Here is a 15611-nt window from a genome sequence, read left to right on the forward strand (position 1 = left end):
GCATCCAGACAATATGGCCCGACACACCGTACGCCTCGCCGATTTCCGTAGCTTGCCCAGCCCGGTCTACTTCCGTTATTCCGACTTTGCCCCTGACACCGAGTGCACGCCGCACCAGCACTTCTGGGGCTCGCTGGATTACTCCGCCAGCGGTGTGATGCGCATGGAAGTGGCCGGTAACCGCTTTATGTCGCCGCCGCAGTACGCGGTCTGGATCCCGCCCAATACTGAGCACAGCTCCTACAACGCCCAGGCGATTGTCTATCACTCGGTCGGCCTGGCCCCCGAGCTCTGCGAGCAACTGCCACAACAGCCATGCACACTGGCGATCAGCGACATTCTCAAGGCGATCCTGCGCGACTTCGCCCGGCGTGACGTGAATATTCCGCATTCCGAAGCCGATATCCGCCTGGCCCAAGTATTGGTGGATCAACTGCGGCAGGCACCGATCCACGACGGTTTCCTGCCCTACGCCCGCCGCCCAGGGCTGCTTGGCGTTCTGGAAGGTATGCAGGCCGACCCCGGCGATAACCGCCCGCTGGCGCAATGGGCTGAACAGGTGCATGTGAGCGAACGCACCCTGGCGCGCCAGTTTGTGCGCGAGTTGGGCATGAGCTTCGGTGAATGGCGCCAGCGTCTGCGCTACCTGGCGGCCATCGAAGCCCTCGACAGCGAACGCAGCGTGCAGCAGGTGGCGTTCGACCTCGGCTACAGCACCGCCTCGGCGTTTATCGCGATGTTCCAGCGCCATGCCGGCTGCACGCCGGAGCAGTACCGCCGGACGAATATTCGCTGTGGATGAAGATGTAACAGGCTTTGACTACACTGCGGATAGGCCATGCCCATCGGCGTGGTAACAGGGAGAAAACTCCATGAAGATGCTGCGTATTCCGTTATTGATGATGGGCTTGCTGCTGTGTTCCCAAGGCTTTGCCGCCACTGCCCAGCAAAACAAAATGACCACCTGCAATGCTGAGGCCACCACCAAGACGCTCAAGGGCGACGAGCGCAAGGCGTTCATGAAAACCTGCCTGTCGGCCCCGGCTGCCAATGACGCCAAGACCCTGACGCCGCAGCAGCAGAAGATGAAGGATTGCAATGCGTCGGCGAAAACCAAAGCGCTGACCGGCGATGCGCGCAAGACGTTCATGAGCACCTGCCTCAAAGGTTGATCACGATTTCGTAGCTGCTGAAGATTAAATGTGGGAGGGGAGGTGCCCCTCTCACACTTGATCGCATTCACAACCTATCCACTCGCTTGATTCTCTGAAGGCTGGCAGACTGCCCATCCTTTAACGCCGTTCGTTTTTGAGGCTGTATGCCAACGTTTTCTCAGCGTCATGTGTTGTTGCTGGCCAGCTACATCATCATTTTCGGCGGACTGCTGCTGGTGCTGCCGCTGAAATTGCTGCCCAGCTTGCTGGCCGGTTTGTTGGTCTATGAACTGGTCAACATGCTCACCCCCCAACTGCAACGGCTGATCGAAGGCCGCCGCGCGCGCTGGCTGGCAGTGGCGTTGCTCGGGACCCTGATTGTCAGCGTGCTTGCGCTGATCTTCGCCGGCGCCATTAGCTTCCTGCTCCACGAAGCGGAAAATCCCGGGGCTTCCCTCGACAAATTCATGGGCGTGGTCGACCGTGCGCGGGGCCAACTTCCGCCATTCCTCGACGCCTACCTGCCGGCCAGCGCCGCCGAATTCCGTGTGGCCATCGGTGAGTGGCTGAGCAAACACCTGAGCGAGCTGCAACTGGTGGGCAAAGACGCCGCGCACATGTTCGTCACCCTGCTGATCGGCATGGTGCTCGGCGCGATCATCGCCCTGCAGCGCGTGCCTGACCTGACCAAGCGCAAGCCCCTGGCGGCGGCGCTGTTCGACCGCCTGCACCTGCTGGTCCAGGCCTTTCGCAACATCGTCTTCGCTCAGATCAAGATCGCCGCGCTCAACACCGCCTTCACCGCCATATTCCTCGCCGTGGTGCTGCCGCTGTGTGGCATTCACCTGCCGCTGACCAAAACCCTGATCGTGCTGACCTTCCTGCTCGGCCTGCTGCCGGTGATCGGCAACCTGATGTCCAACACCCTGATCACCATCGTCGCGCTGTCGTTGTCGATCTGGGTGGCAGTGGCGGCGTTGGGCTATTTAATCGTGATCCACAAGGTCGAGTACTTCCTCAATGCGCGCATTGTTGGCGGGCAGATCAGTGCCAAGTCGTGGGAATTGCTGCTCGCGATGTTGGTGTTTGAAGCCGCATTCGGTCTGCCGGGCGTGGTGGCGGGGCCGATCTACTATGCGTATCTGAAGAGTGAGCTGAAACTCGGAGGGATGGTTTAAGGCGTGTTGTGCCTGGGTGGGCGCCATCGGGGGCAAGCCCCCTCCAATTTACTGTGTTTACACATATAGATTTGTGAATACAGTCAGTGTGGGAGGGGGCTTGCCCCCGATGAAGTCACCACCGTATTTCAGGTGAAACTCAGCAGCCGTACCGCTTGCTCGCCTCAATCGCCAGACCGCTGCCGATGCTGCCAAAGATATTGCCTTCCACATGCCGCGCATTCGGCAGCATCGCCGAGATGCTGTGGCGCAGCGCCGGAATGCCGCTGGAACCACCGGTAAAGAACACCGTGTCCACTTGCGCCACGGTCACGGAAGCGTCGTTGAGCAGTTGCGTCACGCTGCCGCGCACACGCTCCAGCAGGGCGTCGATGGACGATTCGAACAGCGCCCGGCTCAAGTCGACGCTCAGGCCCGCTTCGATACGGTCCAGCGCCACATGGCGGCTGTCTGCGTGGGTCAGCTGGATCTTGGTTTCTTCCACTTCCATCGCCAGCCAGTGCCCGGCGCGCTGTTCGATCAACTTGAACAGGCGGTCGATGCCGCCGGTGTCTTCGATGTCATAGCGCATGCTGCCCAGGGCCAGCTGGGATTTTTGCGAGTACACCGAGTTGATGGTGTGCCAGGTCGCCAGGTTCATGTGGTGACTGGTGGGCATGTAGGCGCCACTTTTCATACGGCTGCCGTAGCCGAACAGCGGCATCATGCCTTGCAGGCTCAGTTGCTTATCGAAGTCGGTACCGCCGATATGCACGCCGCCGGTGGCGAGGATGTCGTCGTGGCGGTTGTCGTTGTGACGGCGGTCGGGCGACAGGCGCACCAGGGAGAAGTCGGACGTACCCCCGCCGATGTCGACGATCAGCACCAACTCTTCTTTCTCGATGGTGGACTCGTAGTCGAACGCGGCGGCAATTGGTTCGTACTGGAACGAGATGTCCTTGAAGCCGATCTTGCGCGCCACATCCACCAGAGTGTTTTCCGCTTCCTGGTCGGCCATCGGATCGTCATCGACGAAGAACACCGGGCGGCCCAGTACCACTTCTTCGAACTCGCGGCCGGCGTTGGCTTCGGCGCGGCTCTTGAGCTGGCCGATAAACAGTGCCAGCAGGTCGGTGAACGGCATTGCCGTGCCCAGCACGCTGGTGTCGTGCTTGATCAGCTTGGAACCCAGCAGGCTCTTGAGCGAGCGCATCAGGCGGCCTTCGTAGTTTTCCAGGTACTCGTGCAGCGCCAGGCGACCGTATACCGGACGGCGCTCCTCGAAGTTGAAGAACACCACCGACGGCAGGGTGATCTTGTCGTCCTCCAGCGCGATAAGCGTCTCCTCGCCGGGGCGGATCCAGCCGACGGTGGAGTTGGACGTGCCAAAGTCGATACCACAAGCACGGGCTGGGGATGGGTTTTTCATGTCTATCGGGTTCCGGTCGAAAAACGGCCGCGCAGTGTATGCCAGTCGAAGGCGGATGCGTAGGCCGACCATCCGTTAAATCGTGCTTGAAAGTGTGGGATTTGCCCCCACATCTGGTGCATACGGCAAGTGCCGATAAAACTCTGACGTACCCCCAGGCCACAAGACTCAACAGGTGCAAAGCAGCGCACGTTGTGCCCAGGGCTGTGCGATCTCGATGAAGGATGGTGAACCGCCGATGGATTTCAAAGACTACTACAAGATATTGGGTGTCGAGCCGAGCGCCGATGACAAGGAAATCAAGGCCGCCTATCGCAAACTCGCGCGTAAATATCACCCCGATGTGAGCAAGGAAAAAGACGCCGAAGCCAAGTTCAAGGACGCGTCCGAAGCCTATGAAGCGCTCAAGAGCGCCGATAAGCGCGCCGAATACGATGAACTGCGCAAATACGGCCAGCACGGCCAGCCGTTCCAGGGGCCGCCGGGCTGGCAGAGCCGTGGCGGCTTTGGCGGTGGCGGGCAGGGCGAGGACTTTTCGGACTTCTTCAGTTCGATCTTCGGTAACCGTGGCGATGCTTTCGGCGGCGGCCAGCGCCGTCCGGCCGGGCGCAAAGGCCAGGATGTCGAGATGCAACTGACGGTGTCGCTTGAAGAAACGCTGTCCACCGAGTCCAAGCAGATCAGCTTCCAGGTGCCGCAATACGACGCCTCGGGCCGGCATGTGAGCAACACCACCAAGAGCCTGAACGTGAAGATCCCCGCCGGTGTGACCGACGGCGAGCGCATCCGCCTCAAGGCTCAGGGCGCGCCGGGCATCGGCGGTGGGGCCAACGGCGATCTGTACCTGATCATCAAGTTTGCGCCCCACAGCAAGTTTGAAGTGGATGGCGAAAACCTGATCATCAACCTGCCGCTGGCGCCGTGGGAACTGGCGCTGGGCACTGAAGTGGCCGTACCGACGCTGACCGGCAAGATCAACCTCAAGGTGCCGGCGGGCAGCCAGAACGGCCAGCGCATGCGCGCCAAGGGCCACGGCTTGCTGAACAAGGCGGGCCAGCGCGGTTACCTGTTCGTGCAGCTCAAGGCTGTGATGCCCAAAGCTGCAGACGACGAGGTCAAGGCCTTGTGGCAGGCGCTGGCGGAGAAAGCCGCGTTCAACCCGCGCGAACAGTTCTGAACTGACGCAAAAGCGCCAAATGGCACAACTATATGTGCCTTTTGGCGCAAGGGCGTTCGATAGGCTGAGGGCTTAATTCCTGGCCACGGATGAGCCCAAATGCCAAACATACCTTCACCCGCTTCTTCCTCGCCCGGCTATAGCGGAGTGCATTACGACTTCCTGAAAAGCCGCGTCCCTTCCTGGTTTCTGCAGGCGCCCAAGCAGCGCCAGCAAGAGTTGGCCGACCACTCGCTGCAACTGCCGGATTGGTACCTGAAAGCCGACTCGGCAGGTCGAGCCAGCCTCGCGGTCGCTCACACCCGCTTCCGCGCCGCTCAGCGCGACCTCGAAGACAACCTTGCCCGCATTGACGACGTGCTCGATTTCGCCGAACCGCTGCTTAAAGCGCAGATTCAGCAACGTTTCAACCTGGACCTGGATGTCAGGCAGGTGTACTTCGCCCGCAAGTACACCCCCGGAAAAGAGCAAGCTGCCTTTGGTGGATTTTTTACCGTCGATCAAACCAGCAGTCCGGATGCCAATTACCGTTATCGCGGCGTAACACTGCTTGAAGCCGCCCTGGCTAACTTCGAGCCTTCTGAAGAACAACCCTTGAGTTGCCGCGATTGCTCGATCATCACTCGATTCAGCGCGTTCGAAGGGGAGGTGATCCCGGGGTTCGACGTTCTAGAGGGTCAGGCCGTGGCCATCCTGCCTCACGAGTTTGCCCAGCTGTGTCGCTCGCTGAACGTGGGTAAGTTGTATCAGGAGCATCTCAAGGCGGTGCTTGAGCCGCAGGATCAAACCCAGCGCACCGCATTGGAGAACCAATTGCATGCGCATCAACGCCAGCAATTTACCCTGAGTCTCGATATTGCCAGCCGGCAACGGTTGGCTGACGCCAACGGGAGAGCGGGTGTGAGTGCCAGCGCACGGCGGATGCTCGATCAGGTGCTCAGCGGCTCGCGCAACGCTTACCTCGATGGCAGCCCGGTCACGTTTGCGGCGTTGAAAATCTTCGGCATTGTGCTCGTCGGGCCATTGCTGATCGGGCCAGAGCGCCTGAGCAGTGTCGATGCCGAGCGTGTGGTGGTGTATATCCCCAACGATCCGCAGCAGCCGATACGCGAATATGCCTCCGGCGACGCGTTCATGGCCGATTTGAGAGCGCGTCTGCACAGCATCGCCTACCGCCGTTTCTTCAGCCAGTTCATCCCCGTGCAGCATCAAGGTGAGTTCTTTCAGCAACTCAACAAGCTCTATCAACCAAAGGAAAGCGACGACACGCAGACGGATTTCGTACTGCAAGCCGAGCCCGCCAGATTGCCGATCGAAGCGTTCGAGATCACCGGCGACGTGTGGATCGAACAGCGTCAGGCCCATATGCGCAAGCTGCTCAGCGATGCCAGGGCGGTGGCCGTGCCCACCGGCGACGAGGACGCGCAGGCGCGGGCCAGGCGCATGGCAGGTTTCCTGGACGCGGTGCTCAATGTATTCAACCTGGCGGCGTTTGTGGTGCCGGGGCTTGGACCGATCATGCTGGCGGTGGGCGCTGGGCAGATGATGACTGACGTGTTCCATGGCATCGAGGCGTATGAACAGGGTGAAATCAAAGAGATGTGGCGCTGCTTTTCCTCGGTAGCGCTCAATGCCGCATTTTTTGCCGCGGGCGCTGCGGTATTGCCGCATGTTCAATGGTCGGGCCAGGTCGAAAGCCTGAGAAACGTACGCCTGCCCACAGGCGGGAAGACCCTTTGGCGTCCACGACTCGACGGTTATGAACTACCGGATTACGAGCCGCAGGGGCAAGCAGACGAGCACGGCGTGTATCGCCAGAATGGACAATCTGTGCTCGCTATTGAGGGCAAGCATTACCGTATTGTCGAGGACGCCACCACCGGGCATTACCGTATCCAGCACCCGACGCGAGCAGAGGCCTACCAGCCGTTGCTGCGCCACAACAACCAGGGCGGGTGGCTGCATGAGGCCGACCGGCCCCAGGAGTGGACAGGGGCGACGCTGATGCGGCGCATCGGCCCTGCGATGGAGGGCTTCAGCGACGAGGAGCTTGAGCAGATCCGTGAGGTCAGCGATGTCCATGAGGATCAGTTGCGCCGAATCCACGCGCAGAGTGAGCCGGTGCCGGCGGTGTTGCTGGACACCGCGCAGCAATTTCGCGCCTACGGGCAGGCGAAGGAACTCAACCGGCAGATCACCGCTGGACGTCTCTCTGCCGAGTTGACCGGTTATGCCGCCAGCCTGGTCACAGAGCTTGCCCATTGGCCGGCCAGCACGGGTATTGACGTGTTGGGAGAGGACGGGCTCGACACTTCGGCGGTGCGCTATGGCAACCGGCTGGCGACGGGGCGGGACCTGATCCGGATCAGCCGTGCCGAGCTGATGCAGGGCCAGCTGTCCAGGCGCATTGTCGAGCACCTCAGCCACGAACAGTTAACGCCACTGTTGGGTGAGCGTATAGGGCTCGACACCCCGTCGCGTGCGGCGGAATTGACTCGCCGCCTGGCGGAGTATGCGGCCACCCAGCACACCCGGCTGTTCAAAAGCCTGTACAGCGAGCGCCTTGCGCCTAAAAGCCCCGCCGTGCAGGTTTTGCAGCGCGACTTCAAGCGCTTGCCGAGCCTGATCGCTCAGGAACTGCTGGACTCGGCTTCCCCCAAAGAGCTGGAATTCATCACTGCCAAGGGGCGACTCCCCTTACGGCTGGCCGAAGAGGCGCGCAAGCTGCAGGCGCAGATGCGTCTGTTGCACGCTTATGAAGGGTTGTATCTGGAGCGGTTGGACAACCCGGATACCGAAACCCTGGTGCTGCACTCCCTGGAAAACCTGCCCGGCTGGCATGACAACATCCGGCTTGAAGTGCGCGAGGGTTCGTTCGATGGCAGCTTGCGCGCGGTGTTTGGCGCCGAGGATGCAGGCCAGCGCAAAGTGCTGGCGCGTGTGGCTGATGGGCTTTATCAACCCTTCGATGAAGAGGGCAATGAACTACACGGTACCGACAGCTTGTATAGAGCGTTGCAGCACGCCTTGCCCGATGCCCATCGCAATGCGATTAGCCTGCCCCATGTCGGCCAAGGTGATCAGTTGCATGCGTTGGTCATTCAGCGGGCGCTGCCACGGGATGCCTTAAGCAACGCCTTGCGCATTGCGCCGCGGAACAAGCCGTTCTTCAGGTTCCCGCAGCGCGCACCGAGCGGCCAGCCGGGCTATCCGTTGAGCGGACGCGGGGTGGGCGGAGTTGAGGGCACTTTCCGTCGTCGGCTGCGAACGCTTTACCCCAGTTTGACGGAGGAGCAGGTTGAGGCCTTTCTGCAGGACCGCAGCCTCACCGACGACGCCTGGCTGCGTGCGTTGGAGCGTGATTTCGCAGACCTTGAAGCGACGTTTTACAACTGGCTTTTGGAGGGGCCGAAAACGCCGTCGATTTTGCGCGCACGGTATCGGATTGTGGATGCCATCATGAACGCCTGGAGAATGACCGGCGAGCTGGACATCGATCCCCTCGGTAACGTGCTAGGGCAGCGGATCAAACTGCGAGGCGGCGCTCGCGACCAGCAGCGGATGCTCGGGGCGCAGCTGGCAACCCTGCCAGAGCTGCCAGGCAACTTCGATCATGTCACCAACCTGCAGGTGACCCGGTGCGACCTGACCGACCAGGGCGCTCGTTTTCTGTCGGCGTTCCGCAGGGTTCGGCTGTTGGATCTGAGCGAAAATCGTTTGACTGTCCTGCCGCCCGCCCTTGCGAACATGCCGTTCATGGAAGGGCTGGACCTGGCCGATAACGCCTTGGTTCTGACGGCAGAGACCGCGCAGCACATCAACAATATGACCCGACTGATTTCGCTGACGCTGGCCGGTAACCCCATCGGTGAGTGGTTGAACCTCAAGCGTCTGCGTTTTCTGCAATGGCTGGAACTGGCGGGCTGCGGTTTGAAGGCACTGCCGGCGGGCCTTTTCGCCCACCCCAGGCCGCGAGGTTTTGTTCTGGACCTGACCGGCAATCCAATCACTGAAATGCCTGATGTGGCGCCGGGCTCGGACAGGGCAGAGACCATCGCCAGAATCGTGGTGACCCGTGAGTTGTTGGCGCCTGAGGCACTCGATCGGCTCAAGCTCTATATAGAGTCCATCGGGATGGATGCCGGGCGACGTTTTCCCCCCAGGGGCGTGCAGGACAGCGCCCATTGGATGGCCGGCCTGACGCAACAGGAGTGGGTGGTGAAAGCCCGCTACTGGGACGCGGTCGAGGAGCTCGAAGGCAGCGAGCCGTTTTTCAATGAACTGCGCAAACTGAACGAATCTTCCGATGCGGGAACGCCTGAATACAGGAACGATTTGACAGCCAAGGTGTGGCGCATGATCGAGGCCATGCATGAAGACAGTGTGCTGTGTGACACCTTGTTCAAAATGGCCGCTGCACCCACCACGTGTGTCGACGCCGGGGCCCAGTTGTTCAATGCCATGGGCGGGGAGGTGCTGGTGTCCCAAGCCAACGCAATTCCCAATGTCGAGCTGAAAAAAATCGAACTGCTGGACCTGGCCAGGGGGCGCGCAAGGCTCCATGAGTTGGGCCGGATCGCTCAAGCGAGAGTCAACGAACTGCTCGCGCAGGGTCGCAATTTTCCTCAATATGACGCGCAGGGTGAGTTGGTGCGGCAGTACGACGCCCAGGGAAATGCGCTGCGCAGCATCGACGAAGTCGAGATATACCTGGCCTATGCCACACGGCTGGCCGGGCGTCTGGATTTACCCTGGCAGTCCAAGAGCATGATGTTCAACGAGCCGGATGTCACAAGCGCGATGGTGGACGAGGCTTACCTGCGTGTGCGGGCGCTGGAGGAAGGCGACCAGTTACGCAACCAGATCGTGGAGGAATCCTTTTGGGCCAACTTCGTCGAGTCGTTGAACCCCGAACCCTTCAAGGTGCTGCAGGTCAGGGGCGATGACTTGATCAGTTTGCAGGTCGCTCAACAGGAATGGGCGAATGACGGCGATCTTTCGCCGCAGCAAAAGCAAGCGCTGCGCGAGACGATCGATACCACGGTGCTGGCGCTGGGCAAATCGTCGGTGAACTCCGTGCCGGGGTACGTGATGAGTGACGAGGAGTATTTCTCCGACATCAGCGCCGTGCAAAAGGAGCGCTTGCAACTGCTCTACACCATGACCGATCAAATCATGGGCCGCAGCCCGCAACCCGCTCAGGGCAGCGAAGCTTGAGCCCATGCGCGGGTGATGATTCAGAACAGGAAGTAACGCTGTGCCATCGGCAGCACGTCCGCCGGTTCGCACCACAGCAGCACACCATCGGCCTTGACCTGATAGGTCTGCGGATCCACTTCGATTTCCGGTAGGTAATCGTTGTGGATCAGGTCGGTTTTTTGCACGTCGCGACAGCCCTTAACCACCGCGATCTGCTTCTTCAAACCCAGGGCGTCGGGCAATCCGGCGTCCAGCGCGGCCTGGCTGATAAAGGTCAGGCTGGTGGCGTGCAACGAGCTGCCAAAGCTGGCGAACATCGGGCGGTAGTGCACGGGTTGCGGGGTGGGGATTGACGCGTTGGCGTCGCCCATCAGGCTGGAGGCAATTGCGCCGCCCTTGAGAATCAGGGTCGGCTTGATGCCAAAGAACGCCGGCCGCCACAGCACCAGGTCAGCCCATTTCCCCACCTCGATGGAACCGACGATATGGCTGATGCCATGGGTGATCGCCGGGTTGATGGTGTACTTGGCGATGTACCGTTTGGCGCGGAAATTGTCGTTGCCGGCGCCATCGCCCGGCAGCGGGCCGCGCTGTTTTTTCATCTTGTCGGCGGTTTGCCAGGTGCGCGTGATCACTTCGCCCACGCGGCCCATGGCCTGGCTGTCGGAGCTGATCATCGAGAACGCGCCGAGGTCGTGCAGGATGTCTTCGGCGGCGATGGTCTCGCGGCGGATGCGGCTTTCAGCGAAGGCCACGTCTTCGGCAATGCTCGGGTCCAGGTGATGGCAGACCATCAACATGTCCAGGTGCTCATCGATGGTATTGCGCGTGAACGGCCGCGTTGGGTTGGTCGAACTTGGCAGTACGTTGGGGAAGCCGCAGGCCTTGATGATGTCCGGCGCATGGCCGCCACCGGCACCTTCGGTGTGGTAGGTGTGGATGGTGCGGCCCTTGAGCGCGGCGAGGGTGGTTTCAACAAAGCCGGATTCGTTGAGGGTGTCGCTGTGGATCGCCACCTGCACGTCGTACTGGTCGGCGACGCTCAGGCAGTTGTCGATGCTGGCCGGGGTGGTGCCCCAATCTTCATGCAGCTTCAAACCGATGGCGCCGGCCTTGACCTGTTCGATCAACGGCTCCGGCAAGCTGGCGTTGCCCTTGCCGGTAAAACCGATGTTCATCGGGAATGAATCACTGGCCTGAAGCATGCGTGCCAGGTGCCACGGGCCCGACGTGCAGGTGGTGGCGTTGGTGCCGGTGGCCGGGCCGGTGCCGCCGCCGATCATGGTGGTGACGCCGCTGGTCAGCGCCTCCTCGATCTGTTGCGGGCAAATGAAATGCACGTGGGAGTCAATGCCGCCGGCGGTGAGGATCATGCCTTCACCGGCGATCACTTCGGTGCTGGCGCCGATGGCCATGGTCACGCCGGGCTGGATGTCCGGGTTGCCGGCCTTGCCGATGGCGTGGATACGACCGTTCTTCAGGCCGACATCGGCTTTGACGATGCCCCAGTGATCGATGATCAGCGCGTTGGTGATCAGGGTGTCCACCACTTCATGGGCGAGCAACTGACTCTGGCCCTGGCCGTCGCGGATCACTTTGCCGCCGCCGAATTTGACTTCTTCGCCGTAGACGGTGAAGTCCTGTTCGACTTCGACGAACAGCTCGGTGTCGGCCAGGCGGACCTTGTCACCGACGGTGGGGCCGTACATGTCGGCGTAGGCTTGGCGGCTGATTTTCATGTGTGTGCCCTGAAGATGTGTGTTGAATGTGAAATCGCTATCGGGGGCAAGCCCCCTCCCACCTTTGATGTGTGAACGCATTCAAATGTGGGAGGGGGCTTGCCCCCGATGAGGCCCTAAAGATCGCCCATGACCCGCCCGGCAAACCCGAATACCCGCCGTCCGCCGCTCAAATCGACCAACTCGATCTCACGGCTCTGCCCCGGCTCAAACCGTACCGCCGTGCCCGCCGGAATATTCAGGCGCATGCCGCGGCTTGCCGCACGGTCAAACGTCAGCGCGTCATTGGTTTCGAAAAAGTGATAGTGCGAGCCCACCTGGATCGGCCGGTCGCCGCTGTTGGCCACGCTGAGCGTGATGGTGCGACGGCCGACGTTGAGTTCGATCTCGCCGGGCTGGATCTGATATTCGCCAGGAATCATGCAGGTTGCCCCAGGGTCTTGAAGTAGATGGCGGTCGGGCTGTAGCGCCCGTCCGGGCTTTGGCAGTAATCGGGCAGTTCGCCGATCTTGGTGTAGCGCAGCGCCTGGTAGAACGCTTCGGCCCCGGAGCCGGCTTCGGTGTCCAGGTACAGCAGGCCGCGCTTGTGCTGGCGTGCGGCAAGTTCCAGGGTGTGCATCAGTTGTTGGCCGAGGCCGTGGCGGCGCGCACTGCTGTGCACCAGCAGCTTTTGCACCTCGGCGCGGTTCAGGCCATTGGCTTTCTGGCACAGCGCCAATTGCACGCTGGCCTGCACCTGTTCGTCGCGCACCACCACCCACAGCAGCAGGCTGGCGTCTTCGATGCTCGACTGAACGCCGCGCAGATACTCGCGGGCCTGGGCTTCATCGAAGTCGGCCATAAAACCCACCGATGCACCGTGCTTGACCGCGTCCAGCAACAGCTCAATCAGGCCCTCGCGGTAATGGGCAAAACTCTCTGCATTGACTCGACGCAGTTGCGCAGCGCTCATCGATCACTCCTTGGGCGGTTCGGCGCCCGGGTTCAAGGCCAGTTGCATAAAGGTCAGGTCGAGCCAGCGACCAAATTTGATACCCACCTGCGGCATTTGCCCGGTGGTGATAAACCCCAGGCGCTCATGCAGGCGGATCGAAGCCTGGTTGCCGCTTTCGATGGCGGCGACCATCACGTACTTGCCGCCTATGCGCGCGCGTTCGATCAAGGCCGCCATCAACTGCGGGCCAAGGCCTTTGCCACGCTGGTCGTTACGCACATACACCGAGTGCTCGACGCTGTAGCGAAAGCCTTCGAAAGGGCGCCAGTCGCCAAACGAGGCGTAGCCGGTGACTTCATCGTGCTCGACCGATACCAGGATCGGATACGCCTGGGCCTGACGCGCGTTAAACCATGCCAAGCGGTTGGCCAGGTCTACCGGTTGTTCGTTCCAGATCGCCGTGGTGTTGCGTACCGCATCGTTGTAGATGTCGCGGATGGCTGGCAGGTCGCTTTCAATTGCATCACGAATCATGACCGGGCCTCAGGCGATGGGTTGGTGGACGGTGACCAGTTTGGTGCCGTCCGGGAAGGTCGCTTCCACCTGGATATCCGGGATCATTTCCGGGATGCCTTCCATCACCTGTTCACGGCTGAGCAGGGTGGTGCCGTAGTGCATCAAGTCGGCAACGGTGCGGCCATCGCGGGCGCCTTCCATCAAGGCGGCGGAGATATAGGCGATGGTTTCCGGGTAGTTGAGCTTCACCCCGCGCGCCAGGCGGCGTTCGGCCACTAAGCCTGCGGTGAAGATCAGCAGTTTGTCTTTTTCCCGTGGGGTCAGGTCCATGGTTCAAGGTCCTTCAAACATCATTCATAAAAACACCGCAGATCCTCTGTGGGAGGGGGCTTGCCCCCGATGGGGAATGCCAGGCAATACATCTGTCACTGACCCACCGCTATCGGGAGCAAGCCCCCTCCCACATGTTGATCTTCATGTGCTCCAGATTCGTGGTGCGACCGCCTCTCGCCCAAACAGAGCGGGACGTAACAATTTCCATAAATCAATCAACCATCCCCGCGCCAGCAGCGCTTCACTGGCCAGGCAGCGGGCGACCAGCAAGCCGGGTAATTGGGTCAGGTCGCCGCGTACTGCATTCGGCAGAGCGCGGCATTGCTCAAGCAATTCAGGGGTGATTTCGCCAGTCACCAACAGGGTGGCAAATACCGGCTGCCCGTCCAGGCCGATAGGCGAGTCGAGCAACCCATCGGCGCCGACAATGCGCTGGCGTTCATGCCAGAGCAACTGGCCGTCGCGGCGGATATCCAGGTGCGATTGAAAGTGCCCCAAGTCGAAGCGCTCGCCACTGGCCGGACGGCCCAGGGCGATCACGTCCCAGTAGAACAATCGGGCATCGCCTTGCAGGTCGATGCGCGTGGTGAGTTCGGCCTGGGCGGCGCTGAATACGATGGTTTCCTGGGGCAGCCATTCCAGGGTGGCGCCGGCTTCGACAGTCAGTTCGAGTTGCTGGAAGGCCGGGCCGCTGGCGCGGTACCACTTGGCCGCGCCGGGGCTGGTCAATTGGGCCCAGGCACCCTCGGCGACGTGGGCGCTGATGTCCAGGCGATCCCCACCGGCAATCCCGCCGGGCGGGTGCACGATGATGTGCTGGCACACCTCGGGGCCTTCGGCATACAGGTGCTTTTGCACCCGCAGCGGGCCGAGGTGGCGGCGCATCACCGGGCGCGTGGTGTCGCCGAAACGCGCATAGCCGAGTTCCAGCTCGGCGTGCCAGCTGGGGGTGAACAGGGCAGGGGTAACGGGCAGGTTCATGTCTTTATGCTTATCGTTAGGACGCTACAGATTAGATGGTTACGAGACCGCGTACACCCTCGCTTTCCATATTTTCTCCACGGCCCTGCTGCACGATTTCGCCCCGTGACATCACCAGGTACTGGTCGGCCAGTTCAGCGGCGAAGTCGTAGAACTGTTCCACCAACAGAATCGCCATATCGCCCTGCGCTGCGAGCTTTTTGATCACGGCGCCGATCTCTTTGATCACCGACGGTTGGATGCCTTCGGTGGGCTCATCGAGAATCAACAGGCGCGGGCGGCTGGCGAGGGCTCTCCCGATAGCAAGCTGTTGCTGCTGGCCGCCGGATAAGTCACCGCCGCGCCGATGCTTCATTTGCAGTAATACCGGGAACAGTTCGTAGATAAACGCCGGCACTTCCTTGGCCTCGGAACCCGGGAAGCGCGACAGGCCCATCAACAAGTTTTCTTCCACCGTCAGCCGCCCGAAAATCTCCCGGCCTTGAGGCACGTAGGCGATACCGGCGTGCACGCGCTGGTGCGGTTTGAAACCGGTGATGGCCTTGCCTTCCCAGTTCACCGCACCCTCTTTGGCGGGCAGCAGTCCCATCAAACACTTGAGCAGGGTGGTCTTGCCCACGCCATTACGGCCGAGCAGGCAGGTGACTTCGCCGATCTTCACGTCAAACGAGAGCCCGCGCAGGATGTGGCTACCGCCGTAATACTGGTGCAGCTTGTCGACTTGCAGCATGTTCAACCCCTCCTCAAATCGTGCCGGTGGCTGGCTTTTATGGTGAATCGACTTTTGTGGTGAATCGACTTTTGTGGTGAGCCGACTTTTATGGTTAGCTGGCTTTTATGGTGAACCGACTTTTGTGGTGAGCGGGCTTTTTGTGGTGAGCGGGCTTTTTGTGGTGAGCGGGCTTGCCCCGCGCTGGGCCGCGAAGCGGCCCCTTTCCCATTCACCGCGTTCTATCAGGTAAAACTCATTGCCTGGTTTTGGGGCCGCTTCG

General features: G+C 61.1%; 13 protein-coding genes. 5 read left to right on the forward strand and 8 right to left on the reverse strand.

From position 1 onward, the window contains the following. Window positions 1–13 precede the first annotated feature (13 nt). The 3 genes from ACEN2T_RS06270 (at window position 14) to ACEN2T_RS06280 (ending at window position 2332) form a co-directional block, all read left to right on the forward strand. Window positions 14–802 carry an AraC family transcriptional regulator gene (locus ACEN2T_RS06270; protein WP_032890562.1) on the forward strand — a complete coding sequence of 263 codons (789 nt, stop codon included), beginning with the start codon at window positions 14–16 and terminating at the stop codon, window positions 800–802. Between the two features lie 70 nt (window positions 803–872). Then, window positions 873–1172, forward strand: a complete 300-nt coding sequence (locus ACEN2T_RS06275; protein WP_017849707.1) for a PsiF family protein — start codon at window positions 873–875, stop codon at window positions 1170–1172. 146 nt (window positions 1173–1318) lie between these two features. Beyond that, window positions 1319–2332, forward strand: coding sequence for an AI-2E family transporter (locus ACEN2T_RS06280; protein ID WP_032890564.1), 1014 nt, complete (start codon window positions 1319–1321; stop codon window positions 2330–2332). A 139-nt stretch (window positions 2333–2471) separates the two neighbouring features. On the opposite strand, the gene ACEN2T_RS06285 is transcribed toward ACEN2T_RS06280, so the two are convergent. Further along, complete coding sequence (locus ACEN2T_RS06285) at window positions 2472–3740, reverse strand: Hsp70 family protein (protein WP_095186047.1); 1269 nt, start codon at window positions 3738–3740, stop codon at window positions 2472–2474. A 238-nt stretch (window positions 3741–3978) separates the two neighbouring features. On the opposite strand from ACEN2T_RS06285, the gene ACEN2T_RS06290 reads away from it, so the two are divergent. Both ACEN2T_RS06290 and ACEN2T_RS06295 read left to right on the forward strand, forming a co-directional pair. Further along, window positions 3979–4917, forward strand: coding sequence for a DnaJ C-terminal domain-containing protein (locus ACEN2T_RS06290; protein ID WP_032890568.1), 939 nt, complete (start codon window positions 3979–3981; stop codon window positions 4915–4917). A 99-nt stretch (window positions 4918–5016) separates the two neighbouring features. Next, window positions 5017–10134, forward strand: a complete 5118-nt coding sequence (locus ACEN2T_RS06295) for a dermonecrotic toxin domain-containing protein (RefSeq protein WP_442116463.1) — start codon at window positions 5017–5019, stop codon at window positions 10132–10134. 20 nt (window positions 10135–10154) lie between these two features. On the opposite strand, the gene ureC is transcribed toward ACEN2T_RS06295, so the two are convergent. The 7 genes from ureC to urtE form a co-directional block, all read right to left on the reverse strand. Next, window positions 10155–11855, reverse strand: a complete 1701-nt coding sequence (ureC, locus tag ACEN2T_RS06300) for an urease subunit alpha (RefSeq protein ID WP_032890570.1) — start codon at window positions 11853–11855, stop codon at window positions 10155–10157. 116 nt (window positions 11856–11971) lie between these two features. After that, complete coding sequence (locus ACEN2T_RS06305; protein WP_032890572.1) at window positions 11972–12277, reverse strand: urease subunit beta; 306 nt, start codon at window positions 12275–12277, stop codon at window positions 11972–11974. Continuing rightward, window positions 12274–12807, reverse strand: a complete 534-nt coding sequence (locus tag ACEN2T_RS06310; protein ID WP_032890574.1) for a GNAT family N-acetyltransferase — start codon at window positions 12805–12807, stop codon at window positions 12274–12276. The genes ACEN2T_RS06305 and ACEN2T_RS06310 overlap by 4 nt, the downstream gene beginning before the upstream one ends. 3 nt (window positions 12808–12810) lie before the next feature. Next, window positions 12811–13323, reverse strand: coding sequence for a GNAT family N-acetyltransferase (locus ACEN2T_RS06315; RefSeq protein WP_095186046.1), 513 nt, complete (start codon window positions 13321–13323; stop codon window positions 12811–12813). 9 nt (window positions 13324–13332) lie between these two features. Beyond that, window positions 13333–13635 carry an urease subunit gamma gene (gene ureA / locus ACEN2T_RS06320; RefSeq protein WP_003171437.1) on the reverse strand — a complete coding sequence of 101 codons (303 nt, stop codon included), beginning with the start codon at window positions 13633–13635 and terminating at the stop codon, window positions 13333–13335. A gap of 144 nt (window positions 13636–13779) precedes the next feature. Then, window positions 13780–14619: an urease accessory protein UreD gene (locus ACEN2T_RS06325; protein ID WP_032890578.1), complete on the reverse strand. Its 840-nt coding sequence runs from the start codon at window positions 14617–14619 to the stop codon at window positions 13780–13782. Window positions 14620–14650: 31 nt separating this feature from the next. Beyond that, window positions 14651–15349: an urea ABC transporter ATP-binding subunit UrtE gene (gene urtE, locus ACEN2T_RS06330; protein ID WP_032890580.1), complete on the reverse strand. Its 699-nt coding sequence runs from the start codon at window positions 15347–15349 to the stop codon at window positions 14651–14653. Between the last annotated feature and the right edge of the window lie 262 nt (window positions 15350–15611).

The sequence above is a fragment of the Pseudomonas sp. W22_MBD1_FP4 genome (assembly GCF_052113765.1).
Taxonomy (GTDB): domain Bacteria; phylum Pseudomonadota; class Gammaproteobacteria; order Pseudomonadales; family Pseudomonadaceae; genus Aquipseudomonas; species Aquipseudomonas sivasensis.

Coding starts and splice junctions, on each gene's coding strand:
- ACEN2T_RS06270 (WP_032890562.1), top strand. CDS start 14: ATGGCCCGACACACCGTACGCCTCGCCGATTTCCGTAGCTTGCCCAGC.
- ACEN2T_RS06275 (WP_017849707.1), top strand. CDS start 873: ATGAAGATGCTGCGTATTCCGTTATTGATGATGGGCTTGCTGCTGTGT.
- ACEN2T_RS06280 (WP_032890564.1), top strand. CDS start 1,319: ATGCCAACGTTTTCTCAGCGTCATGTGTTGTTGCTGGCCAGCTACATC.
- ACEN2T_RS06285 (WP_095186047.1), bottom strand. CDS start 3,740: ATGAAAAACCCATCCCCAGCCCGTGCTTGTGGTATCGACTTTGGCACG.
- ACEN2T_RS06290 (WP_032890568.1), top strand. CDS start 3,979: ATGGATTTCAAAGACTACTACAAGATATTGGGTGTCGAGCCGAGCGCC.
- ACEN2T_RS06295 (WP_442116463.1), top strand. CDS start 5,017: ATGCCAAACATACCTTCACCCGCTTCTTCCTCGCCCGGCTATAGCGGA.
- ureC (WP_032890570.1), bottom strand. CDS start 11,855: ATGAAAATCAGCCGCCAAGCCTACGCCGACATGTACGGCCCCACCGTC.
- ACEN2T_RS06305 (WP_032890572.1), bottom strand. CDS start 12,277: ATGATTCCTGGCGAATATCAGATCCAGCCCGGCGAGATCGAACTCAAC.
- ACEN2T_RS06310 (WP_032890574.1), bottom strand. CDS start 12,807: ATGAGCGCTGCGCAACTGCGTCGAGTCAATGCAGAGAGTTTTGCCCAT.
- ACEN2T_RS06315 (WP_095186046.1), bottom strand. CDS start 13,323: ATGATTCGTGATGCAATTGAAAGCGACCTGCCAGCCATCCGCGACATC.
- ureA (WP_003171437.1), bottom strand. CDS start 13,635: ATGGACCTGACCCCACGGGAAAAAGACAAACTGCTGATCTTCACCGCA.
- ACEN2T_RS06325 (WP_032890578.1), bottom strand. CDS start 14,619: ATGAACCTGCCCGTTACCCCTGCCCTGTTCACCCCCAGCTGGCACGCC.
- urtE (WP_032890580.1), bottom strand. CDS start 15,349: ATGCTGCAAGTCGACAAGCTGCACCAGTATTACGGCGGTAGCCACATC.